We start from the raw sequence: 22,909 nt of genomic DNA, 5'->3' as shown, positions 1-22,909 counted from the left end.
CTTCGCCATGCGGTCCTCGAGGACGAAGCTCGCGTGGGTCGGGTAGCCGAGCAGGCGCGCGGCCTTCAGGCGCAGGGCGAGGACCTCCTTGAGCACCGGCAGGTTCTGGCGCGTGGCGCGGTCGTTGAACTTGCCCTCCATGACGCGGCGCGCGGCCGGGTTCGTGGAGTTCTCCATGAACGGGAAGTAGTCGGGGTAGTCGAGACCCACCTTGTATTTGCCGTCGACCTTCTCGAGGCGCGCGACGAAGTCCTCGGGCAGGCCGTCGAGCTCGGACAGGTCGAACAAGGCGAAGTCCTTGTACTCGTTGATGTTCTTGCCGAACGTCGCCTCGAGCTCGACGAGCTTCTTGCGCAGGTCGACGACCTCCTGGCGCTTCTCCTTCGGCAGCTCGAGGCCGGAGCGCTTGAAGTCGAGCAGCTCCTTGTCGACGAGGCGCTTGGACTCGCCGGTCAGGGTCTCGCCCTTGCCCGCGTACTCCTTCAGGGCTCGGTATAGGTCCTCGCGGGAGTACATGTCGACGGAGAATTGTCCGAGCAGAGTCTCGCACTCGTTGCCCGCCTCGCGCGTCGCCGAGGAGACCGAGACGTACTTGAGGAAGGTGTCGGACGCGGTCTGGTCGGACAGGTCCGCGCCGATCTGGTCGAGGGCCCAGGGAGTGTTGTCGAACGTGCGGACGCTCGCGGGCATGCGCGCGACGGCCTCGAGCGCCGACTCGGCGCGCTTCTTGGCCCCGCGGCAGTCGTCCAGCAGCTCCTGCGGCTGCGGCGCGTAGCGCAAGGTCGGGGCGGGCACGAACGGCGCGGCCGCCGACGCGACGGACGACAGGACGACGAGCAGTAGGAGCTGTTTCATAGTGGCTTGATGATACAAAAATGGAAAATGGTGTCAGGCCTGTCGATGTTGCATAAAGTTATGCAACATCGACAGGCCTGACACCGGTCGTTATTCGCGGATGACGAGCTCGCCGGCGGAGGTGCGGGTCAAGGTCAGCTTGAGGCCGCCGAGATCGACGGCCGCGGGCGTGTCGAGGGGGAGCTTGGACTCGTTGAGGGGCCAGGCCTTCGAGGAGAGGCCGTCCTCCTTGGTGAACAGGAAGCTGTTCGTGTTCGCGAAGCCGGAGCCGTCGGGGAGGACGTCGGCGTCGTAGGAGAGCAAGAGCTCGACCCCCTTGGCCTTGAAGACGAAGGATTTGGCCTTGATCGCGTCGAGCAGGGCGCCGGTCTTCATGTCGTGGGCGGGGCCGGCGGTGCCCTGGACCGGGGTCATCTTCAGCGTGCTGCCGCGCACGGGGCTGAAGATGTTCACGATGACCTTGAAGTTGTACACGGTCTTGGCGTCGACGCGCGCGTTGATCCCCTCGCCGCGCAGGCGGTTCATGTCGCCCAGCGGGGCGAGCGAGGTCGCCTTCGCGTCCGAGAAGGTGAAGTGCTTGTTCGCGAACGAGGCGTCGGAGGCGATGCCGAGGTCGAGCGTGCGCGCGCCGAACTGGCGCGCGACGACGCGGCGGTTGGCGGACTTCAGCTTGGACAGGGTGACCGCGCCCACGACGGCGCCGGGAGCGCGCGAGGGGGCGAGGAGCATGGGCTGCAGCGGCTGCTGCAGGACCGGCTCGAGCGGCTCCTGAAGGTCGGGGTTGATGGCCTCCGGGAAAGCCTGGATGAGCGCGGTGTCGGCCGAGAATCGCAGGGCCTCGAGCGACCGCGCCGAGGCCGGGGACGCCAGGACCGCCGCCGCGAGGAGCGCGTGAAGGGTCTTCATCGGGCGGTGATCCCCGCCGCGTCCTTGGCGGCGCGATAAGGATCGTCGGACAGGTCGATGAGGTAGAGGGCGGGGCGGATGTTCGCCTGGAGCACCCGCTGCACGACGCCCGCGCCGGGGTAGAAGCCGCCGTCCCACATGGACTTCGGCGTCAGCTCGAAGGTGAAGGCGAAGATACCCTTCTCGCCCCAGGCCCAATCGCAAGTATCCCCAGTCGCGACGTACAGGTCGCTCGACTGCTCGGGGGTGTAGCCGGTCATCTTGGCCATCTCGCCGGCCATGTTCTTGAACGCCGCCAGCGCCTTCTTATCGGGGATCTGCTCGTCGGAGCCGCCCCATGGGTAGAGGATCAGCTCGGAGAAGGTGTGGTAGGACAGCATGACCTTGAGGTTCGGGCGGGCCTCGACGAACGCCTTCACGGCCCTGCTCTCGGGCTCCGAGAACGCGGACGGGCCGCGGTATGTGTCGTCGTCGGGGTTCGGGGAGGCCCCGCCGCCGCCCCAGCCCCAGGCGTAGTTGCGGTTGAGGTCCACGCCGGTCGAGCCGTCGGCGTTCTTCGCCATGTTCTTGCGGTGCATGTGGTACTTGCCGCCCTCGATGTCGTACTCGACGCCGTCGGGGTTGACCATGGGGATGAAGTAGACGTCGCGGGTGTCGAGCAGGCGCGCGATCTCCGCGTCGGCGCGGTTGTCGACGAGGTGCTTGGCGATCAGGAGAGGGACCTCGGTCGAGAGGTGCTCGCGCGCGTGGTGCGTGCCCATGAAGACGATGCCGGGCTTCTTGCTGCGCTGCGTCCCCGTGGCGCCCTTGGTCAGGCGCACGGCCCACAGGTCGCGGCCGCGGGTGGACTTGCCGATCGAGATCACCGAGGCCACGTCCGGCGCGCGCGCGGCCAGCGAGCGCATGTCCGCCTCGAGTTCCTTATAGTTGTGGTAGACCGCGTCCTTCTCGGGGAAGTCGAGGGCGCCGAAGCGCTGGCGCAGCGTGACCGTCGTGCGGACCTTGAGGCCGGCGGCCTTGGCGCGCTCGAGGGCCTTGGGCGTGGCGAAGCCGGCGGCCGAGCCGGGCTTGATCTCCTCGACGCTGACGCCGGCGTCGACCGCGGCCTGACGCTCGGCCTTGCCCGGGGCCTCGAGCTCGACCCAGACGCGGGAGTCGGCCTCTCCGATGGCGGAGGCGGGAGCCTTGACCGTCACGACGGTCGGCGCCTTGGCGCCTTTCCCGTCGAACGGGTCGGGCAGGGCGAGGGCGCTTCCGGCGCACAGCACGAGCATGGCGGCGAGTGTTCTCATCGGGGGCTCCAATCGGGACAGCCCCCATTATAAGCGCGGCCCGGAAAGCGAGTCAAGCTAAAAAAGGACTAAAGGCCTAGTTTCTTTTGGGCCCTTCGGCCCGGCGCTTCTTATCCCAGCGGATGGCCTTGTCGTCCTTCGGCACCGAGACGAGCAGGAAGGGGGCCGTGGCCCCGTCCGCGACGGTCTCGCCCTGGCCGGGGCCTTCCTCGTACCAACGGACGAGGTAGCGCGTCGCCTCGACCTCGATGCCGATCAGCTTGGCGCGGTAGCCCGAGGTCGGGCGCGGGCCGACGAACACGGCCGCGACGCGGGTCTTCGAGAAATCGACGTCCGGCGGGGTCTCGCGCGAGAGGCGCCCCCACAGCTCGGCCCAGGCCGCGGCGTTCTCGACGACGCGCTCGCCGGTCTCGACGGCCCCGCCGTAGGCGCCGCTCCACACCCCGGGGCCGTCCTCGACGGCGCCGAGGATGCCGCCGGACTCGCGGCCCTTGATGATGGCGGCCGTCGAGCCGGGCAGGGCCACGGTCTTGTCGCGCTGGGCGTCGATGCCGCGGCGCATGCGCGTGAACTCCTCGCGCATCTCCTTGAGCTGGGCCATGCGCTCCTTCTTCTCCACCTCGGACAGCGGCGGCGGGGGGCCGCGGCGCTCCGCCTCTCCTTGGCCCTCCTCGATGTGCTTGCTGATGTGCTGGATGCCCAGGTCGGAGGTCTCCCGGGTCAGGTTGGCGGCCTGCATCTCGTTGGTGAAGCCGGTCGTGGCCGAGTCGAGCGGGGTCGCGATCAGCGACGAGGACGGCTCGGGCGGGGCGAGGTCCGGCGTCTCGGCGGGGGCCGGGGCGGGCGCGCGCTTGCACGCGGCGCCGAGCAGCAGCGCCGCGGCCAACGTCAGGAGGCTATTTGACCTTGGGGCCGCCAAATTTCAGCTTGCGCCGCCGCGCCACGAAGGACGGGACGAATTGCTCGGTGCCGGCGCCCAGGCGCGCGATCTCGCGCACCATCGAGGAGGCCAGGTAGGTGTACTGGTCGTCGGGCATCAGGAAGACGGTCTCGACGTCCTTGTTGAGGCGGCGGTTGAAGGAGGCGAGCTGGAACTCGTAGTCCATGTCGGAGACGACGCGCAGGCCGCGGATGAGGACGCGCGCCTTCTTGTGCTTCATGTAGTCGACGAGCAGTCCCGAGATGGTGTCGCAGTCCACGTTGGGGAGGTTGCGGATGGACTCCTCGACCATCTCGATGCGCTCGGAGACGGAGAACGTGTTCCGCTTGGACGCGTTGTTCGACACGGCGACGATGACGTGGTCGAATATCTTGGAGGCGCGCTGGATGATGTCGAGATGCCCGCGCGTGAGGGGATCGAAACTTCCGGGATAGACCGCGATTCGGCTCATCCCGGCAGTATAACGGCCCGGGGCCCCCCTGTCAACGTACCCCCTGGCGCGGAGGAAAAAGGGGGGCTACACTCGGGGCATGGCCCCGAAACCCCTCCGGGGAGCCCTGGCCTTCCTCTTATCCGCCCTGCTGGCGCGTCCCGCGCTCGCGGTGGACGTCAATCTGCCCAAATCGGGCAATACCGGCACGGGCCAAGGCGGCCAGGCCGGCACCGTCGGCGGCCCCGCGGCGGGCCCCGGCGGCGTGTCGGCCGTGCCGGCCTTGGGCCTCGGCCTCGCGCCCACGCTCGGCGCCGCGGCGCCCGCGCCTCTGGCCGCGCCGTTGGCCGCGCCCGCGGCCGCGGCGGCCAAGCCGAGCGAGCTCAATCCTCCGGCGGGTTATATCGGCCACGACCCGTCCAAGCCGGCGTCGTGGGCCGACCCCGACGACCCCGCCGCCTCGCTCGCGCCGCAGGCGGCGCCCGCCAAGGCCGCGACCCCGATGAAGACGTTCGTCGCCAAGCCCCTGCCGCCGGCGATCGACTCCCCCGCCCACTCTCCCGCGTCGGCCGGCGAGCTCGAGGGGAAGCTCGTCGGCGGGGCGAAGGCGTCGGCCGCCGACCTCAAGAGACTCTACGACGGCGCCGAGGACGAGGCCGGCGGCGAGGCGGCCGGGATGCTCGCCGCGGCCGCTCCCGCGGCCTCGGGGAAGCCCTCGGGCCTGGCTCCGGCGGAAAAGGGCGCGGCGAAGGCCGCCTTCAAGATGGCGCCGCCCGCTCCGAAAGGCGGGACGGCGAAGAACTGGCTCAAAGGCGCCTGGGGCTCGGTCGCCGAGGCGGCGTCCGAGGCGTGGGGGGACGTCAAGTCGGCGTTCGTCAAGAGCGAGCCGGAGCCCGAGGCGGCTACGCTCACGGTCCTGCCGCCGAAGACGGCGCCCTGGCTCAAGACCTTGCCCGGCGACAAGCTCCTCGTCCGCACCGGGCGCGGCGCGCGCTTCGAGGCCCTCGGCTACCGGATGCTGTACGCCCCGCCCGCCGCCGCGGGGCTGACGGTGACGAAGTCCGCCGACGAGGCGGTCAGCGTCCGCCTCGAGCGCGGGCAGGACGCGGAGGAGACCAAGGCCCTGCGCGCGCGCTTCGCGAGCTTCAACTCCCTCATCGAGGCGAACTTCGCCGCGCTCGAGCTGATCGCGCAGAGCTCGTCGAAGATGACGGTCAAGACCGCGCGCGCGGTGCACGCGCACGTGACGGCGATGGCCGAGGCCTACGCGGCGCTCGGCGAGGGCGACGACGCGCGCGCCGCGGACGCCCTCGGCGTCAAGCTCGAGGTCCGGCGCCTCGGCGCCCAGATCGAGGCGGCGGTGCGCGGCCTCTCCGATTCCGACCTCCTGCCGCCCGCCGCGGTCGCGCTGGTGATGCCGATCGACAAGCGCGCGCTGCACAAGTACCTCAACTACCTCCACCAGCAGGCGCTCGAGGCCGTCGGCAAGTCCAACACCGCCTCGCCGGCGAACCTGACCGTGCGCCTGGGCTCGTGGGCCGACGAGAAGTCCGTCTCCCTCGTCGACCTCTCCGAGCACCCGCTGGTCAAGGACGGCCGCGTCGTCTCGCCCGGCTTCAAGGCCCTGCTCGCGGCGATGACGCGCTCCAAGGACACGCCGAAGGGCTCGCTGATCATGCAGGACCACCAGTTCTGGGGCCACTTCAAGCTCGGCGCGCACTCCGCCGAGATCTACGCGAGCTTCCTGCAGCCCGACGAGGGCGGCATGATCCGCGTGCGCTACCAGGAGTGGGGCACCGGCTACGACAACCAGACCCGGCTCTATTACGTCGGGAGGCTGCTTCATAAAGCCGGCTTCCATGTCGACCAGAAGAACGGCTTCCTGACCGCGGTGATCGACAAGGACCACGCCTCGCAGACCGTCGACGAGATGACCGACACCTTCGCCCTCGTCGTGCAGGCCCTGCACGCGACGGTCGGCGTGGACTTCGCCCTGCCGATGCTCGTGCAGGGCGCCAAGACGAGCGAGGAGGTCGGCGCGCGCATCGACGACTGGGTGGACACGGTGCTCGGCGAAGGGACCCTGCCGTTCTACGTGCACGACGACCACAACGCGATGGTCGAGGGCTGGAAGAAGTACGAGACCGAGAAGCGCCCGCGCGCGATCCTGCGCGCCGCGCTCGACAAGAACCTCGCGGCCCTGGGGCTGCCGGCCATACCCGCCGAGGAGCGCCTCGGCCAGCGCACGATCGACCGCTTCGTCAACGAGCCCATCGAGGCCGCCATCGCCCGGGGACAGCTGCGCCTGGGCGTCGACGGGCGCCTCGTGCGCAACTCCGGGTACGACCCCCTCGGCCGGCTCGCCGACGATTTCGACGCCGGCGGCGTCGCCGGGGCGCGCATGGCGGAGGTCGTCTCCTCGCTCGACCCGTCGCTGTTTCAATACGAGACGATCGGCTCGCTCGGCGCGCTGACGGTCGAGCGGGCCCAGCGCCGCCTCGACCCGAACGGCTGGGTGACGGTGTACGCCCTGCGCGACCCGAAGGGCGGCCAGATCGGCCTGGCGCGCGCCGAGGTGCACACGCTCGAGCCGGGAGAGCGGCCGCGCGGCGTCACGCCCGACGCCCTGTTCGACGCGCTCCGGGCCCAGGGCCATCCCGTCGCGAAGTTCAAGCCTTCCGACAGCCCTCCCGGCACCGGTCATTTCCTGCGGCTGCTGCGCGCGCCGGCGCCTTCGCGCTCGACCTTCGGACGCAGCTTCCAGGGCATGGCGGCGAGCCCGGGTCACGGGCGGACCTTGCTCGCGCGCGTGACCTACGACAAGGCGAAGGCGGCCGCGGGCGGCTTCATCTTCGTGGCCCCCTACACCACGCCCGACGACCTCGACGCGATCCGCGCCTCGAAGGCGGTGATCACGACCTCGGGCGGCCTGCTCAGCCACGCCGCGATCACGACGCGCGAGATGGGCATACCGGCCGCGATCCTGCCCGGCGTCGATTGGAAGGACGGCGCGGCGTCCTTGAGCACCTTCGACCTCGGCGCCCCGGTCCGCGCCGGCGAGCTGATCGCCCGTCCGGCCAGGCCCGCGCCCGCCGTCGCCCTGCTCGAGGGCGAGGTGGTGCGCCTGGACCCCGCGACCGGCGTCGTCGAGGTGTTCCCGCCGGGGGCCAGCGCCGCCCTGCTCGACGCCGCCGGCGTCCTCGAGCGCTTCGACGCCTCGGGGGACTCCGCTCCGCTGGCGCAGTGGCTGCGCCACCGCCAGGCCGCGCAGGCCCTGCAGCACGAGCAGAAGGCGGTCCTGATCCGCGAGGTCCTCTCCGGCCTGTTCTCCCGCGCGCTCGTCGACCCGCGCGCGGTCAAGGCGCTGGCCCACGCGCTGTCCGTCATCCCCGGCCCGGAGGACGTCGTCGGCAGGCTCGCGCAGGCCACGCTCGAGGCGCGCTTCTCCGCCGAGCTCGCCGACGCCGGCGCGGACCTCAAGGAGCGCCGCGAGATCGTCGCCGAGTCGCTGTCCACCGAGTCCGTCGAGCGCGTCTGGCGCGAGGCCGAGGCCCGCGCGCGCGGCCTGCGCGCCGTCGCCGTCGAGCTCGGCCGCCCGAAGTCCGAGCTCGCCGCCCACGAGATCGCGCTCGCCGGGTTGAAGGGGGAGGCCAAGGAGCGCCACGAGCGCCTGCTCGCCGAGGAGATGAGCGAGCTGCAGACCCACGCGCGCCTGTTCCCGGCCGCCACCGTCGAGGCCCTGCCGCGCATCAAGTCCGCCATCGCCAAGGCCCGCCGCCGCGGCATGAGCCCCGACATGATCCGCAAATGGGAGGACCAGGCCAGGCGCCTGGAGGCCTCGCGCCGCGCCGACATGGAGTCCTCCGCTCCCGCCGTGCTTCCGCTGGCCGCCATCCTCGACGTCGACGTGCCCTGGGTCGGCGGCAAGGCGGCCAAGCTCGGCGAGATCGCCTCCGTCGTGCGCGCCGCCGGCGGCGAGGTCCCGCCCGGCATCGCGCTCACCGTCCACGCCTACCGCCGCTTCCTAAAGGAATCCGGCATCGCCGAGCGCCTCGAGGCCCTGGGCTCCGACGCGCGCCTGACGCCCGAGCAGCGCTCGGAGCGGGCGCGCAGGCTCATCCTCGGCGCGTCGCTCTCCGCCCAGTCCGGCGTGGGCAAGGAGATCCTCGAGGGCCTCGCCGCCCAGCGCCTGGGCAAGGTCTTCCTCGCCGTGCGCTCCTCGGCCGTCGACGAGGACGGCGCCGAGGCCGCCTTCGCCGGCGCCGGCGACACGCACCTCTACGTCGATCCCGCCGAGCTGCTCGAGCACGTCAAGGACGTGTGGGCCTCCCTGTGGAACCCCCGCGCCCTGCTCTACCGCGAGACGCGCGGGCTGTCGACGGCCAACCTCGCCCAGGCGGTCGTCGTCCAGGCGATGGTCGACTCCGTCGTCTCCGGCGTGGCCTTCACGCAGGACCCGGTCTCCGGCAGCTCGGGGCGCGTCATCGTCAACGGCGCCTTCGGCCTGGGCGAGGGCGTCGTCTCCGGCCGCGTGGCGCCCGACCAGTACGTTCTCTCCAAGAAGACCGGCCTCGAGATCCTGCCCCCGATGGTCGCCGACAAGAAGCTCGCGGTCGTGCGCGGCAAGACCGGCAAGGGCACCGCCGAGGAGAAGATGCCCCCCGAGTGGCGCCGCCGCCGCTCGATGACTCCGGAGAAGCTCAAGCTGCTCTCCGACGTGTCGGTGGCGCTCGAGCGCCACTTCGGCTACGCCCTCGACATCGAGTTCGGCTTCGACGAGGACAACAGGCTCTACATCCTGCAGTCGCGCTCGGTGACGAGCAACGGCGCGGAGAAGCAGGCGCCCGTGCCCGCGCCGCCGCAGGGCTCGGAGATGAAGCCGGCGCAGGCGCCCAAGCCCAAGCGCCTGATGTTCGTCTGCACCGGCAACACCTGCCGCTCGCCGATGGCCGCGCACCTGGCGCGCGAGAAGCTCTCCCGCCGCGGGCGCCCCGACATCGAGGTCGTCTCCCGCGGCCTCTCGGTCGCCGCGGCCGGCGAGGGCATGAACGCCAAGGCGCAGGCCACGCTCGAAGCGCAAGGCGTGGACGCCTCCGGCCACCGCGCCCAGACGCTGACCGCCGCCGACGTCGCCGGGACCAACCTCATCCTCACCATGACCGCCGCGCAGGCGCAGGCGGTTCTCGCCCGCCATCCCGAGGCCAAGGGCAAGGTGTTCTCGCTCGCGGAATACGCCCAGCGCGGCGGCGACATCGCCGACCCCTACGGCGGCGACGAGGCCGCGTACCTGGCCGCGGCGACGGAGATCGGCGACGCGCTCGACGCCTTCGTGGAGCGCATACCCGCGGGCGCGGCGAAGGAGCCGGCGAAGCCCTAGGGCGTCTTCTTGACGAGCGAGAAGCTCAGCGGCTCGCCTTCGTCGTTGTCGACGACCTTCACGAGCCCCACGCCCGGCGCGTAGAAGCGCTCGCCGGAGCCGCCGTCGCCCTCGGCGATGAGGTAGGCCACGCGCAGGCAGCCCGTGAACTTCCCGGCCGGCGTCTCGACGGCCGCGTCGAGCGACTCGATCCAGTTCCGGCGCGGAGAGCTGACCCACTCGGTGCCGACCTTGACCGGGGCGTTGAACTCGATGTCCGTCCCCGCGCGCACGCCGGCGGCGTCGCAGGTCACGGTCACCTCGGCGACGACCTCCGGCTCCTTGGGGAGCTTGACGGTGCGGCGGACCTTGGCGGTCGTGACGCCGCCTTTGGTCTCGACGTCGAGGACCTCGACGACGTAGGTGCCGGCTCCGGAGGAGTTCTCCGTCGCGTACTCGCGCACGGCGCCTTTGACGAGGGGGAAGTAGTCGGGCACGGGAAAAGTATAGCGAACTGTTTCCGGAAACAGTCAGCGCGCGCGGCGCAGGGCGTCGACGGCCTTCTCGATCCGAGCCAGCGAGACCGCGGGGTCGGGGCGTCCCTCTTTGGGGGAGAACCGCGGGTCGCGCAGCGCGCCCGCGATCACGGCCTCGAGCGCGGGGATCGCCTCGACGCGCTTGAAGAGGACCATCGCCTCGGCGGCCGCGGCCAGCACCTCGGCGTCGGGATGATCCGACAGGCGCGCCAGCGCCGGCCCGGCGTCGGGGCCGAGGACCGCGGCGAGGCGGACGAGGGGGATCATCGTGTCCCAGCGCTCGCTCTCGGAGCGCAGGGCCTCGGCGACGACGGGCAAGGTCTCGGGGGCGAGCCAGTCGGCGACCTCCGCGCGGCGCGCGTCGAGCGCCTTGATCGCGGCGGCGCGCGCGTCGCCGCGGGCGGGGAACCAGCTGATGAGTTCGAGCAAGGCCAGGCCGGAGACGGCGCCGCGGGAGCGGCCCAGCGCGCCGAGCGCGGCGGCGACCACGGGGAGGTCCTTCGGGCCGGGGCGCGGGCCGGACGAGCGCGCCAGGCGAACGAGCGCCGCGGGCTCGCGGCAGCCGTAGCGGCCGAGCGACATCAAGACGTCGTCGAGCACCTCGCGCGGCAGCTCCTTCTGCGCGAGCGCCGCGCACAGCGTCCTGCTCACGGCGGCGTCCGGCGCGCCCTGGCCGGGGAGGCTTTGCGCGGCGAGCGCGCGCACCGTCAGGTCCTGCTCCGGGTTCAGGAGGATGTCCTCGAGCGGAGGGAAGGCGGCGGGATCTCGGATCAACGCGAGGAAGGAGACGGCGAACAGGCGTACCTTAGCCGGGCGCTTGAGGTCGGCGACGGCGGCGGCCAAGGCGGGCGCCGCTTTCCAGCCCAGCGGCTTGATGTCCTTGTAGAGGTCTTCGGCCTGACGATCCAGGTCGCGCCGCTCCCAGGCGTCTTTTCCCTTCTGCGCCGCGACCAGCTTCTCGGCGCGGGCCATGGTCCGGGCGACGACGGCTTGCGGCGTCCGGGCGGAGGCATTCAGCGCGAGCGCGAGCCCGAGCGCCGCGATCATGAGGCGGCGGCGGCCTCGCTTTGGCCGACGGAGAAGTAGCGCGCCTTCGGGTGGTGGAAGACGAGGGCGGAGACGGTGGCCTCGGGCTCCATCATGAAGCCCTCGGTGAGCTGGACCCCGCAGTTGGTCTCGGGGTCGAGGAGCTTGAAGAGGATGGCCTGGTCCTCGAGGTTCGGGCAGGCGGGGTAGCCGAAGCTGACGCGGATGCCGCGGTACTTGCCCTGGAACTTCTCGCGGATGCTCTGGCCGGCGGGATCGCCGATGCCCCACATGCGGCGGATCCGCTCGTGGAGCAGCTCGGCGAAGCCCTCGGCGGCCTCGATGGCGATCGACTGCAGGGCGTGGCTCTTGAGGTACTCGCCCTCGTCCCGGTATTTGTCGGACAGCTCGCGGATGCCGGCGCCGCAGGTGACGACGAACATCGCCGCGTAGTCTCGCCCGTCGCCGCCCGCGGGCTTGATGAAGTCGGCCAGGCACAGGCGGTCGCCGGCGGGCTGGCGCGGGAAGTCGAAGCCGTCTAAAGGAGAAATCGCCGAAGGCGATTCGAAGAGGTTCATGCGGTCGCCCGCGGCCTCGACGGCGAAGAACTTGAACACGGCCCTGGGCTTGATGAGGCCCCTGGCCATGATCTCGTCCTGCAGCGCCTGGACTCTTTTATGAAGCTCGACGGCCTTCGGGTTCTTGTCCTTGAGGTGCTGCTCGAGGTTCCCGCGCAGGCCGAGATGCTTGCCGTACAGCATGATCGGATTGATGTATCGGAATATCTCGTCGACGGGGAAGTCGGAGAGCGCGTGGAGCTTGAGGTCGGGCGGGACGGGCGGCGTCTCGTGGACGATCTCGATCCTGGGCGCCGCGGGGCCCGCGACCTCGGCGGCGGCGGGGGCGATCGTCTCGGCGCGCAGGTATTCCTGGATCTCCTTGTTCTTGGCGAGAAGCGCCTCTTTCTTTTCGCCGAAGTAGTCGTTGGCGAGCGAGAGACCCGTCATCGCGTCCTTGGCGTAGAAAACGGGGCCGTCGTAAGAGGGCGCGATGCGCTTGGCCGCGAAGCGCGGGGAGAGCGCCGCGCCGCCGACGAGGATGGGAAGGCGTATCCCGGCCGCCGTCAGGTCGTCGGCGGTGACGACCATCATCTGCGCGGACTTGACGAGAAGACCGGAGAGGCCGATGGCGTCGGGTGAATGTTTCTTCACGGCTTCGAGCAGCTGCTCGGGGGCGACCTTGATGCCCAGATCCACGACCTTATACCCGTTGTTCTTAAGAATGATGTGCACGAGGTTCTTGCCGATGTCGTGCACGTCGCCCTTCACGGTGGCGAGCAGGATGGTCGCGCGCGTGGCGGAATCGGCGACGGTCATGTGCGGCTCGAGGTGGGCGACGGCGGCCTTCATCACCTCGGCCGACTGCAGGACCTCGGCGACGATCATCGTGTTGGCGCCGAACAGGCGGCCGACCTCGTCCATGCCCTTCATCAGCGGGCCGTTGATGATCTCGAGGGGCTTCAGCGTCTTGAGCAGCTCGTCGAGGTCGGCCTTCAGTCCCTCCTGGGAGCCCTCGACGACGTTCTTCGGCACGCGCTCGCCGATGGGGAGCAGGAGGCGCTGCGAGGGGCTCTTCTCGACGGTCTTGATCAGGCGAAAATGCTCGGAGAAGGCCGCGACGGCGTCGAAGCCGGCGGGATGCTTGGGGTCGCCGGGGCCGGTCCAGGACAACACGTCCCAGGCGAGCTTCTTCTCGACGTCAGGGATCTGGGAGTACCGGGCGAGCTTCTCGGCGTTGACGATGGCGAGGTCGAGACCCGCCTCGACGCAGTGATGCAGGAAAACGGAATTGAGGACCTCGCGGCCGGCGGCCGGAAGACCGAAGGACACGTTGGAGATGCCCAAGACGGTCTTGCATCGCGGCATGGCCGCCTTGATCAGCTTGATGCCCTCGATCGTCTCGACCGCGGAGCCCCAGTAGTTCTTGTCGCCGGTGCCGGCGGGGAAGACGAGGGGGTCGAAGATGATGTCCTCGGGCGCGATCCCGTACTTCGTGGTGAGAAGGTCGAACGAGCGCTTGGCGATGGCGAGCTTGCGCTCCCGCGTCAGGCCCATGCCCATGACCTTGTCCTCGTCGATGGTGCCCACGACGAGGGCGGCGCCGAACCGGTGGACGAGGGGGATGACGGCCTCGAAGCGCTCCTCGCCGTCCTCGAGGTTGATCGAGTTGAGGATGCACTTGCCGGGCGCGCGCTTGAGGGCCTCCTCCATGACCTTGGCGTCGGTCGAGTCGATCATGAAGGGGACCTTCACCTTCTTGACCGCCTTCTCGAAGAACGCGATCAGGTCGTCCTTCTCGTCGCGGTCGGGGTTGGCCAGGCAGACGTCGATGACGTGGGCGCCGGCGCGGACCTGATGGCGGGCGAGCTCGGCGGCGGACTCGAGGTCGCCGGACACGATCAGCTCCTTGAACTTGCGCGACCCGATGACGTTGGTGCGCTCGCCGACGATCAGCGGGCGGCGGTCCTCGTCGAGGGAGAGCGACTCCATGCCGGACACCGAGGAGCGCCGGGGCTTGTGAGCGCGGCGGGGCGGCTTGCCCGCGACGGCCTCGGCCATCAGGCGGATGTGCTCCGGCGTCGTGCCGCAGCAGCCGCCGACCAGGTTGACCCAGCCCTCGTCGGCGAAGCGCGCGACCTTCTTGGCGACCATCGCGGGGCTCTCGTTGTAAACACCGTTCTCGTCGGGCAGGCCGGCGTTCGGGTAACAGATCGTGAAAGCCCGCGTGAGGGAAGACAGCGTGCGAAGATGATCGGTCATGAAGTCCGGGCCGGTGGCGCAGTTCATGCCGATGGCGAGGAGGTCGAAGTGGGAGACGGCGTCGGCCAAGGCGGCGATGTCCTGGCCGCCCAGCATCGTGCCCATCGTCTCGATGGAGACGGAGAGGATGACCGGGATCGAGCGATCGGCGTCGCGGAAAGCCGTTTGCACGCCGTTGATCGAGGCCTTGATGTTGATCGTGTCCTGCTGGGTCTCGAGCAGGATCAGGTCGGCGCCGCCCTCGAGCAGGCCCGCCGCCGCCTCGCGGTAGCCGGCGAGGACCTCGTCGTAGGTGATGCCGCCGGTGACCGAGATCGACTTGGTGCCGGGGCCGAGCGAGCCGGCGACGAAGCGGGGCTTGTCCTTCGTCGCGTGCTTCGCGGCGGCCGCGCGGCCGAGCTCGCAGGCCTTCTTGTTGATCTCGCGGGCCTTGTCCTGCAGGCCGTATTCAGCCAGCACGTGCCTGATCGAGCCGAAGGTGTTGGTCTCGATGACGTCCGCGCCGGCGGCGAAGTACGCCTCGTGGACGGACTGGATCACGTCGGGGCGGGTGAGGACCAGGTTCTCGTTGCAGCCCTCGAGGGCCTCGCCGCCGAAGTCGGCGGCCTTGAGGTCGCGGGCCTGGAGCATGGTGCCCATGGCGCCGTCGAGCACGAGCAGGCGGCGGTGGAGGAGCTCCCGGAGCTCGTCCTCGCGGCCGCGATCGGTGAAAAGGTGTCGTCCCTGGCTCAATGTCCCTCTTAAATCGAAAAACCACGCCGCGAGCGTGGTTTTCTGGGGCCTTTTTAGCTCCCGTTGAGGCACGGGGCAATCGGGCACAAATCCTCGCCTGCGACGAAGTCATTATAGCGCTTCGGGGCCCCCGGCGCCAGAGGGCGTCAGGGGGCGCCTGGGTCGGGCGGGCGCTCCCGCTTGAGGATGAGCTCCTGGAAATCCTGGCGGTTGCGCAGGGAGTCGAAATCCTCGTCCTTGGCGGCCTTGGCGGCGAAGCGGTCGTCGAGCTTGGCCGCGGCGAGCAGCTCGCGCATCGAGTCGTCGAGGCGTCCGTTGAGCGCCAGCATCGCGGCGTGCTGGTAGCGGGTGCCCCCCACCTCGGGGGCGGTCCGGGCGCCGATCTCGCTCTCGGCCAGCGCGCCGGCCAGGTCTCCGGAGTTGAACAGCAGGCGCCCGTTCGTGGTGTGGGCCCGGCCGCGCTCGGGGCGGGCGTTCGCGTTGTAGATGCGCGTCAGGATGAACTTGTAGCGGTCCCGCTCGCCGATCTTCTCGTAGACGAGGAGCGCGCAGGTGCCCAGGGGGTTGTAGTGGGCGTGCCCCAGGCGCCATTCGTTCGTGTCGGGCCAGAAGTCGGGGCGCGCCTCGAGGATGGCCGTGGACAGGATCACCTCGGCCGAGCCCGGCGACTCGACCGTCACGGCGTCGCGGATGGTCTCGTCGAAGCCGCGGCGGTCGAAGCCGGCCTTGCGCAGCTTCCGGCGGAAGGCGGCGATGGCGATCTTGTCGTGGGTGTTGGCGCCGTCGGCCTCGTACACCCAGCGCGTCTCGACGACGGGCCGGGAGGTGACGATGGCCAGGGTCCCGATGCGCGAGGTGATCGGCTCGCCGTGGATGGCCTGGCCGAGGACGGGATAGGCGTAGCGCTCGACCGCCACCGAGCAGGCGTTGTTCCAGCCGACGATCGCGTACTCCTCGCGCTCGATGTCGAGCGCGAAGACGGGCGCGGGAAGAAGAAGCAGGAAAAAAAGACGGAGCACGAGGATGAGTATAACAGACGGGAACGGATTGAACCACAAAGACACGAAGTCACGAAGAGGACGAATACTCTTCGTGTCTTTGTGGTTGAACCGCCGTTCTACAGCTGGTTGTACAGGTAGCGCCGCACGATCCGGTTCAGGGGGGAATCGGGGATCGCCAGCGCGGCGGGGTCGGTCACGGGCAGGGCGGCGGCCATGTCGGCGGCGAAGGCGGCGTCGAGGCGGGCCGCGACGCGCGCGTCGAGGGCGCCGACGATCAGCTCGAACTCGTAGCGGATGCTGCGCGGGTGCAGGTTGAAGGAGCCGACGATGGAGAACAGGCCGTCGACGGTCATGAACTTGCTGTGCACGGTGTCGCCGCGCTTGAGGCCGACCGCGGCGCCCGCGGCGGTCAACTCGGGCAGGCTCGCGAGGATGGGGGCGATGACGATCGGCTCGTCGATGCTCTCCGCGGAGTTGGTCAGGATGTTGACCTTCACGCCGCGGCGCAGCGCCCCCAGCAGGGCCTCGCGCAGCTGGGGCATCGTGATCAGATAGGCGTTCTCGATGTTGATGACGCGGGAGGCGCCCGAGATGGCCTTCAGGTAGGCGAGCATGATGGTCGCCTCGCCCTCGGGGTCGTCGGCGAGGAAGGACATTCGCGCCTTGCCGGAGGCGGGGCGGACGGCCTGCGGGGTCATCAAGCCGTGCGGCAGGCCCTGCGCGGCGACCTGCGCGTTCCACAGGGCGGCCATGAAGCGCGCGGTCTGGCCGACGACGCGGCCGCGGTAGTACAGGTCGGTGTCGCGCCACTTCTTGCCGGCGCCCATGTGCGAGTAGTCGTCGCCGAAGTTCATGCCGCCGACGATCGCGTGCACGCCGTCGACCAGCAGGATCTTCGTGTGAAGGCCGTCGTACTTGCGGGCCGCGTCGTTGAAGAGCACGATCTCGATGCCCGCCGCGGCCATGCGCGCCAGCACGGCGGCGCCGTGGGCGGCGGTGGTCTTGCCGTCGACCATGATCTTCACGTCGAGGCCTTCCTTCTTCTTCGCGATGAGCAGATCGGCGGCGGCGTTGCCGGTGGCGTCGTCGTAGAAGGCCCAGCTTTGGATGTGGATGCTCTTCTTCGCCTTGCGCATCAGGCCGAAGCGGACCTTGAAGGAGGCGGGGCCGTCGATGAGCGGCACGGCCGAGTTGCCGCCGGCGAACGCGGCGCCGGTCAGGGCCTCGTACTCCTTCACGAAACCGGGCTCCGAGAACAGGGACGCCTCGCCGGGGCCGCGCGGGGCGAAGGCGCTCCCGGAGATCCGGGCCGACTGGCGCCGGGACATGTCGTCCCAGGACTCGAAGGGCTTGGTGCCGGGGATGCGGCCCGCGCCCTCGAGCTCGGCGCCGACCATGAAGGCGAACTGGGCCGCGTACAGCGCGCGCTTCTCCGCCGGCATCGGCGGCAGGTGCGGGATCACGCGCGGGTCGGCGACGAGCGCCTGCAGGACCGGGCCGAGCTGACCCGCCGCGTGGGCCCGGGCGAGGACGTCGATGAGTTCTTTTTCGGCCTTCGTCGGGTCGCCGCCGGCCTTAATCAGCACGACGAGCAGCTCGCGGACGAAGGCGTCGACCGCGGGGGCAGGCGCCGGGTCGACGGCGCCCGGGACGGGGGCCGCGCCGTCGAAGGCCGCCCCGGCCGAGACGCGCAGGGACATCTCGGTGAGCGCGGGCGCCCGGAGCGCGGGGAGTGCCTCCCCCATCGCGTTCAGCGAGCGGACGGCGCTCGCTGGGACGGGAGCGGCGGCGACGGGGACCGCCGGCATCGCGAGCGCGGGCGCGGCGAGCAGCGGGCTCGGGACGGCGAGGGCCGGGGCGAGCGACGGCATCAATCCGACGGGCAGGACCGTCGGCCGGACGAGCGGCGCGGAGAGCGTGAGCACGGGGACGGGCGCGCCGGGGAGCGTCCTCAGGCCGGCGACGACGCCGGCCCGGGCGGCGGAGGGCCCCAGGACGAGGAGCGCCGTCAGCAAAGCCGCGCGGTCTCTCATGTGCAGAGTCTACTCGGATCGAGACCGCGCGGCGTGAGTCTTTCGGCCCTAAAACAGGGGTCCTTTCAGCCTACATCGGCGGCACGGGCTGCTGGGGCGGCGGCGCGGGCTCGGGCTCCACGACCACCGGGGGAGGAGGGGGAGGTGGAGGCGCGCAGAGCTCGTCCCACTTGTTGTCGCGGCGCGGATGCTTGCGGTCCTTCTCTTCCTCGTGCGCGCACTTCCGCTCCAGGCGGGACGCCTCCTTCTCCGCTTTCTTCTCGGCGCGCGCGCTCTTCTTCAGGGCATCCTCCGCGGCCGGCATCAGCCGGGGGGAGACGGCGATCAGCGCGAGGCCCGCCGCGACCATCGATCGTATGTTCATGGTCAACCTCCGTCGTCCCTGAGGATGTATCAGGAACGACGGAGGTTTTCCACCCAACTTGCGGTGAACGCGCCCTAATCCTTGCCGGCGAGGGCCCGGTCGGCGAACTCCAGGGCGGCCTTCTGCATCTGCTCGGGAGGGACGTCCTTGACGTGCGTGAGGATCCCCCAAGTGTAGCCGAACGGGTCGACGACGCGGCCGTAGCGGTCGCCCCAGAACGCGTCCTTCGGCGGCTCGACGGCGGTCGCGCCGGCGGCGACGGCCTGTTTGAACGCGGCGTCCGTGTTCGGGACGTAGAGGTTCAGGGAGAAGCAGCCCGCGTTGCCGCCCGATTCGGCGGACTTGTGCTCGGGCCAGGCGGGGTTCTCCTCGCCGAGCATGAAGACGGAATCGCCGATCTTGAGCTCGGCGTGCAGGACCGTCCCGTCCGGGCCGTCGAGCACGGTCCTTTCCTGCGCGCCGAACGCCTTCTTGTAGAACGCGATCGCCTTCCTCGCGTCCTTGAACACGAGAGCGGTCGTGAGAGTGTTGTAGCCGGCGGGGATGTGCTTGGGAGTCTGCGGGGCTGCGGGGGCGTGCTTGGACATCGATTGACCTCCTGGGATGCGCGACGGGGACAGGTTATCCGAACCGGAGCCCTGCGGCCATGGAGGGCGCGTCAAGGAATCGCGACGGCTAGGCGAGGTCGATCCAGTTCCAGCGGCTCTGGTACAGGGCGATGAGGCGCTCGCGGACGGCGCGGTGGCCCGCGGCCTGCAGGCGGGGGTCGGCCTGGAGCACCTCGTCGGCGTCGGCGCGGGCGAAGGCGAGCAGCGCCGCGTCCTTGAACAGGTCGGCGACCGCGAGGGCGAGCTCGCCGCTCTGCGCGGTGCCGAGCAGCTCGCCCGGCCCGCGCAGCTTGAGGTCCTCCTCGCCGATCTTGAACCCGTCGGAGGTGGCGGTCATGATGTCGAGGCGCGCGCGGGCGTGCTCGGTGCGCGGGTCGCCGACGAGGTGGCAGTAGGACTCGGCGCCGCCGCGGCCGATGCGGCCGCGCAGCTGGTGCAGGCTCGCCAGGCCGAAGCGGTCGGCGTTCTGGATGACCATGACCGTCGCGTTGGGCACGTCGATGCCGACCTCGATGACCTGGGTCGCGACGAGTATCTTCGTCTTTCCCGCGGAGAAATCCTTCATAACCGCGCTTTTCGCCTTTCCCGATAAGGCGCCGTGGATGAGTCCCACTTCCGTCGCCGGAAAAATCGTCGTTTTGATCCGTTCGTATTCCGCCTTCGCCGACTGCAGGTCCTGGTTCGCCGACTCTTCGATGATCGGGTAGACCACGTAGGCCTGGCGTCCCGCCTTGATCTCGCGGCGGACGGCCTCGAAGGCCTCGTCTTCCGGCGAGAAGAAGGTCTTGATCGGGGTGCGCCCCGGCGGCATCTCGTCGATCGTCGAGGCCTCGAGGTCGCCGTAGAGCGACAGCGCCAAGGTGCGCGGGATCGGCGTCGCGGTCATGACGAGAAGATCGATCAGGTTCCCTTTTTGGCGCAAGGTCGTGCGCTGGCGCACTCCGAAACGATGCTGCTCGTCGATGACGGCCAGGCGCAGCTTCGGGAACTGGATGCCGCTCTCGAGCAGGGCGTGGGTGCCGACGAGTATGTCGATCTCCCCCGCCTGTACCGCCTTCAATATCTTCTCGCGCTCTTTTTTGGGAACCCGCGAGGTCAAGGACGCGACTTTCACCGGAAGGCCTTTCAAAAACCGGTCGAGGGTGGCGCGGTGCTGGTCGGCGAGGATCTCCGTGGGAGCCATCAGCGCGCCCTGGCCCCCGTTCTCCACGGCCAGAAGGAGGGCGGACAGCGCGACGACCGTCTTGCCCGAGCCGACGTCGCCCTGCAGCAGGCGCGTCATCGGATAGGGCTTGCGCATGTCATCGAAGATCTCGTTGATGACCCGCTTCTGGGCGCGCGTGAACTCGAAGCCCGCCTTCTCGCGGAAGGGCGTCAGCAAGGTCCGCTTGACCTCGTAGGAGAACCGCTTGAGCAGGCCGCGCGTCTGGCGGCGCTTGAGGATCCAGGCCAGCTCGAGCAGCAGGAGCTCCTCGTAGGCGAGGCGCGCGCGCGCGGCCTCGAGCTCGGCCTCCGAGCGCGGGAAGTGGATGCCGCGCAGGGCCTGCGAGGCGGCGAGCAGCTGGCGCTTGGCCGTCAGCTCCGCGGGCACGACGTCGCGCGCGGAGTCGGCGGAGAGCTCGAGGGCCTTGTGCGCGGCCTCGCGCACGAAGCGCTGCGTCAGGCCCTCGGTCAACGCGTAGATCGGCGTGATGCGGCCCGCGTGCATCCGCCAGCGCTCGTCGGACAGCGGGTAGTGCTCGTCGACGCGGATCTCGCGCACACCGGTGAGGTCCGGCTCGGCGCGGCCGATGACCCAGAGGTCGGCGCCTTCGGACGCCTCGGCCTTCAGCGACGCGAAGGCGTCATAGCTGCGCGAGAGGTGCTTGAACCACAGGCACTCGACCTTGCCGTGCGCGGTGGCCAAGGTCGCCCGGTAGATGCCCAAGGTCGGGCCGGCGCCGTGCCTGGAGGCGCGCAGGACGCGGCCGCGGAGCACGATGAGGCCGCCTTGGGGCGCCTTCAGGTCCTGCGTCTCGTGCCGGTCCTGCCAGAGGCGGGGATAATGGGTGAGCAGGTCGCCCAGGGTCCTGACGCCCAGGTGCTCGAAGAGCACCGCCCGACGGGGGCCGACCCCCTTCAGGTACTGGATGGGCGCGCCGAGACCCTGATCGCTCACCTTGCGAGGGCCCGTCGAGGTTTGCTAGTATCCTTGCACAATGTCATTCAAATGTCAGATTCCCGGTTGCGGAAAAGGTCCCAAGTCCGGCAACAGCTACAGCCATTCGCATAAGGCCACCCGCCGCATCTTCCGCCCGAACCTTCAGAGGCAGAAGGTCGCGATCGAGGGCAAGACGCAGACGGTTTACGTGTGCACGGACTGCATCAAGTCGGGCCGCGCGGTTCGCCCGACTCGATAATACCCTTCCTCGTTCGCATGCACAAGGAAGGGTCCTCGATCAGGGCCTGGGCCTACGCCCTGGCCCTGATTGTTTTATGCCTCCCTGTGCTGAGCCCCGACGTCTGGTGGCACCTGTCCGCGGGACGCTGGATCTGGGCGAACGGCGCGGCGCCCGTCGCGGATCCCTTCAGCTTCACGCGCGAGGGCGCGCCCTGGATCGACTTCGAGTGGGGCTTCCAGCTCCTGCTCTATCCCTTCGGCCTCCTCGGCGACTGGGGCCTGTGGACGGCGAAGGCGCTGCTCCTCGTCCTCGCGTTCCTGCCCGTCGACGGGCTGCTGCGCGACCGTAAGGCCTCGGCTCTCGAGCGCGCGTTGGGCGCGGCGGTCTGGGCCGCAGCGATCCTTCCCAAGGCCGACCTGCGCGCCGACCTGATCTCCGCCGGCCTCTTCGCCTGGCAGCTGCGGCGTCTCGCCTCGGGCAAGGCGTCCTTCCTCGCCGGGTTCGCCGCGTTCGCGCTCTGGGCGAACCTGCACGCGGGCTTCGCCCTCGGCCTCGCGCTGTATCCGGCGTGGGCGCTGGCCCGGCGCCTGTTCCGCAAGGAGCGCCCGGCCGGCCTCGGCGCGGAGGCGTGCGGCGCCGCGCTCGGCGTGCTGCTCAACCCGTACGGCCTGTCCCTGCTCGCGGTGTTCGCGACGCACCTCCTCGATCCCGTGCGCGCCGGCGTGGCCGAGTGGGGCCCGTTCTCGCTGCGCTACCGGTTCCATTGGCCCTTCGGCGCGACGGTCGCCGCCGGGGCCTGGGCGGCGTGGCGCGCGCGGCGGACCGAGCCGGTCCTGGCCTGCACCGCGCTGGCCCTCGGGGCGGCGTCGCTGTACTCCTCCCGCTTCAGCGTGTACTATCCCGCCGCCGCCGTCCCGCTGATCGCCGCCGCGCTCCCGCCGGCCGCGTCCCTCGCCGTCCTCTCCGTCCTGTTCGCGGCGTCCCTGCGCGTCGTCGAGTGGGGCCGGCCGTATCAGGACCTGTTCGTCGCCCGCCGCGCCGTCGACTTCGTCGCCTCCGAGCGCGCGGCCCTCGGCGGCCTGCGCCTGTTCAACATGTACGAATGGGGCGGCTATCTGGGCTGGCGCCTCGGCCCGGGGGGGAAGGTGTTCGGCGACGGGCGCTATCTCTTCCACGGCCAGCTCGGCGAGCTGCAGGACGCGCTGACCGGCCCGGGCCGCATGGCGGAGTTCGCCGAGCGCCGGGGGCTCGAGGCCCTGCTCGTGCGCAATTTCCCGGACCGCTTCACGGGCGTGCGGCTCTACCCCGACGGGACGCGCCGCGAGATGCGGCGGCCCTGGTACCTGACCTTGCTGCCGCGCGAGCGCTGGGCGCTGGTCTGGTGGGACGCCCAGGCCCTCCTCTTCGTCGACCGGGCGAAGGCTCCGGCCGCGTGGCTGGCGGCCAACGAGTACCGTTGGCTCCGCCCGGGGGACGAAGAGGCCCTCTCCGACGCCCTGGCCCGGGGCGAGGCCCCGGCCGCCGCCGTCGCGGCCGAAAAGGCGCGCCACGGCCTCGCCGCTCCCCGCTGATTGTGACGTAACGGCCATTGACGCCCGGTCGTTTCGGGGGTACTCTTAGACGTCTTATC

General features: G+C 70.3%; 16 protein-coding genes. 3 read left to right on the top strand and 13 right to left on the bottom strand.

Going from position 1 to position 22,909, the window contains the following annotated elements:
* The 5 genes from HYV14_14820 to coaD all read right to left on the bottom strand — a co-directional run.
* Positions 1-855, bottom strand: an 855-nt coding sequence (locus HYV14_14820) for a hypothetical protein (protein ID MBI2387263.1), incomplete at its 3' end; no start/stop codon positions are given.
* A gap of 90 nt (positions 856-945) precedes the next feature.
* On the bottom strand, positions 946-1,761 hold the full coding sequence (locus tag HYV14_14815) for a hypothetical protein (protein ID MBI2387262.1): 816 nt from the start codon (positions 1,759-1,761) through the stop codon (positions 946-948).
* A complete protein-coding gene (locus HYV14_14810; protein ID MBI2387261.1) occupies positions 1,758-3,053 on the bottom strand; it encodes a zinc carboxypeptidase in 1,296 nt (431 codons plus the stop codon). Before HYV14_14810 ends, HYV14_14815 begins: the two co-directional genes overlap by 4 nt.
* Before the next feature lie 76 nt (positions 3,054-3,129).
* Complete coding sequence (locus HYV14_14805; GenBank protein MBI2387260.1) at positions 3,130-3,939, bottom strand: protease complex subunit PrcB family protein; 810 nt, start codon at positions 3,937-3,939, stop codon at positions 3,130-3,132.
* Positions 3,940-3,949: 10 nt separating this feature from the next.
* Positions 3,950-4,444 carry a pantetheine-phosphate adenylyltransferase gene (gene coaD, locus HYV14_14800; GenBank protein ID MBI2387259.1) on the bottom strand — a complete coding sequence of 165 codons (495 nt, stop codon included), beginning with the start codon at positions 4,442-4,444 and terminating at the stop codon, positions 3,950-3,952.
* Between the two features lie 79 nt (positions 4,445-4,523).
* On the opposite strand from coaD, the gene HYV14_14795 reads away from it, so the two are divergent.
* Positions 4,524-9,800, top strand: a complete 5,277-nt coding sequence (locus tag HYV14_14795) for a hypothetical protein (protein MBI2387258.1) — start codon at positions 4,524-4,526, stop codon at positions 9,798-9,800.
* Here HYV14_14795 and HYV14_14790 read toward each other — a convergent pair.
* The 8 genes from HYV14_14790 to recG form a co-directional block, all read right to left on the bottom strand.
* On the bottom strand, positions 9,797-10,276 hold the full coding sequence (locus HYV14_14790) for a hypothetical protein (protein MBI2387257.1): 480 nt from the start codon (positions 10,274-10,276) through the stop codon (positions 9,797-9,799). The two genes, HYV14_14795 and HYV14_14790, sit on opposite strands and share 4 nt — an antisense overlap.
* Before the next feature lie 33 nt (positions 10,277-10,309).
* On the bottom strand, positions 10,310-11,362 hold the full coding sequence (locus HYV14_14785) for a hypothetical protein (GenBank protein ID MBI2387256.1): 1,053 nt from the start codon (positions 11,360-11,362) through the stop codon (positions 10,310-10,312).
* Positions 11,359-14,799 carry a methionine synthase gene (metH, locus tag HYV14_14780; GenBank protein ID MBI2387255.1) on the bottom strand — a complete coding sequence of 1,147 codons (3,441 nt, stop codon included), beginning with the start codon at positions 14,797-14,799 and terminating at the stop codon, positions 11,359-11,361. Before metH ends, HYV14_14785 begins: the two co-directional genes overlap by 4 nt.
* Before the next feature lie 239 nt (positions 14,800-15,038).
* Entirely contained in the window at positions 15,039-15,911 is an 873-nt protein-coding gene (locus HYV14_14775; GenBank protein ID MBI2387254.1) for a hypothetical protein, read from the bottom strand.
* A 98-nt stretch (positions 15,912-16,009) separates the two neighbouring features.
* Positions 16,010-17,926, bottom strand: a complete 1,917-nt coding sequence (locus tag HYV14_14770) for a phosphatidylserine/phosphatidylglycerophosphate/cardiolipin synthase family protein (GenBank protein MBI2387253.1) — start codon at positions 17,924-17,926, stop codon at positions 16,010-16,012.
* A 70-nt stretch (positions 17,927-17,996) separates the two neighbouring features.
* Positions 17,997-18,290: a hypothetical protein gene (locus tag HYV14_14765; GenBank protein ID MBI2387252.1), complete on the bottom strand. Its 294-nt coding sequence runs from the start codon at positions 18,288-18,290 to the stop codon at positions 17,997-17,999.
* Positions 18,291-18,364: 74 nt separating this feature from the next.
* The gene (locus HYV14_14760) at positions 18,365-18,877 is read right to left on the bottom strand and encodes a VOC family protein (protein ID MBI2387251.1); all 513 of its coding nucleotides are present in this window, start codon (positions 18,875-18,877) and stop codon (positions 18,365-18,367) included.
* A gap of 88 nt (positions 18,878-18,965) precedes the next feature.
* On the bottom strand, positions 18,966-21,056 hold the full coding sequence (gene recG / locus HYV14_14755; GenBank protein ID MBI2387250.1) for an ATP-dependent DNA helicase RecG: 2,091 nt from the start codon (positions 21,054-21,056) through the stop codon (positions 18,966-18,968).
* A gap of 40 nt (positions 21,057-21,096) precedes the next feature.
* Between recG and HYV14_14750 the strand changes: the two genes are divergently transcribed.
* Both HYV14_14750 and HYV14_14745 read left to right on the top strand, forming a co-directional pair.
* A complete protein-coding gene (locus HYV14_14750) occupies positions 21,097-21,297 on the top strand; it encodes a 50S ribosomal protein L28 (protein ID MBI2387249.1) in 201 nt (66 codons plus the stop codon).
* A gap of 17 nt (positions 21,298-21,314) precedes the next feature.
* Positions 21,315-22,850, top strand: coding sequence for a hypothetical protein (locus HYV14_14745; GenBank protein ID MBI2387248.1), 1,536 nt, complete (start codon positions 21,315-21,317; stop codon positions 22,848-22,850).
* The last annotated feature ends 59 nt before the right edge of the window (positions 22,851-22,909 follow it).

The sequence above is a fragment of the Elusimicrobiota bacterium genome (assembly GCA_016182905.1).
Classification (GTDB): Bacteria; Elusimicrobiota; Elusimicrobia; order UBA1565; family UBA9628; genus GWA2-66-18.
This window is presented reverse-complemented; position numbering and strand designations above follow the sequence as displayed.

Excerpts from the sequence above, each read along its gene's own strand:
- HYV14_14810 (MBI2387261.1), bottom strand. The coding sequence starts at position 3,053 with ATGAGAACACTCGCCGCCATGCTCGTGCTGTGCGCCGGAAGCGCCCTC.
- HYV14_14765 (MBI2387252.1), bottom strand. The coding sequence starts at position 18,290 with ATGAACATACGATCGATGGTCGCGGCGGGCCTCGCGCTGATCGCCGTC.
- HYV14_14745 (MBI2387248.1), top strand. The coding sequence starts at position 21,315 with ATGCACAAGGAAGGGTCCTCGATCAGGGCCTGGGCCTACGCCCTGGCC.
- HYV14_14795 (MBI2387258.1), top strand. The coding sequence starts at position 4,524 with ATGGCCCCGAAACCCCTCCGGGGAGCCCTGGCCTTCCTCTTATCCGCC.
- coaD (MBI2387259.1), bottom strand. The coding sequence starts at position 4,444 with ATGAGCCGAATCGCGGTCTATCCCGGAAGTTTCGATCCCCTCACGCGC.
- HYV14_14760 (MBI2387251.1), bottom strand. The coding sequence starts at position 18,877 with ATGTCCAAGCACGCCCCCGCAGCCCCGCAGACTCCCAAGCACATCCCC.
- HYV14_14770 (MBI2387253.1), bottom strand. The coding sequence starts at position 17,926 with ATGAGAGACCGCGCGGCTTTGCTGACGGCGCTCCTCGTCCTGGGGCCC.
- metH (MBI2387255.1), bottom strand. The coding sequence starts at position 14,799 with ATGGGCACCATGCTCCAGGCCCGCGACCTCAAGGCCGCCGACTTCGGC.
- HYV14_14815 (MBI2387262.1), bottom strand. The coding sequence starts at position 1,761 with ATGAAGACCCTTCACGCGCTCCTCGCGGCGGCGGTCCTGGCGTCCCCG.
- HYV14_14750 (MBI2387249.1), top strand. The coding sequence starts at position 21,097 with ATGTCATTCAAATGTCAGATTCCCGGTTGCGGAAAAGGTCCCAAGTCC.
- HYV14_14785 (MBI2387256.1), bottom strand. The coding sequence starts at position 11,362 with ATGATCGCGGCGCTCGGGCTCGCGCTCGCGCTGAATGCCTCCGCCCGG.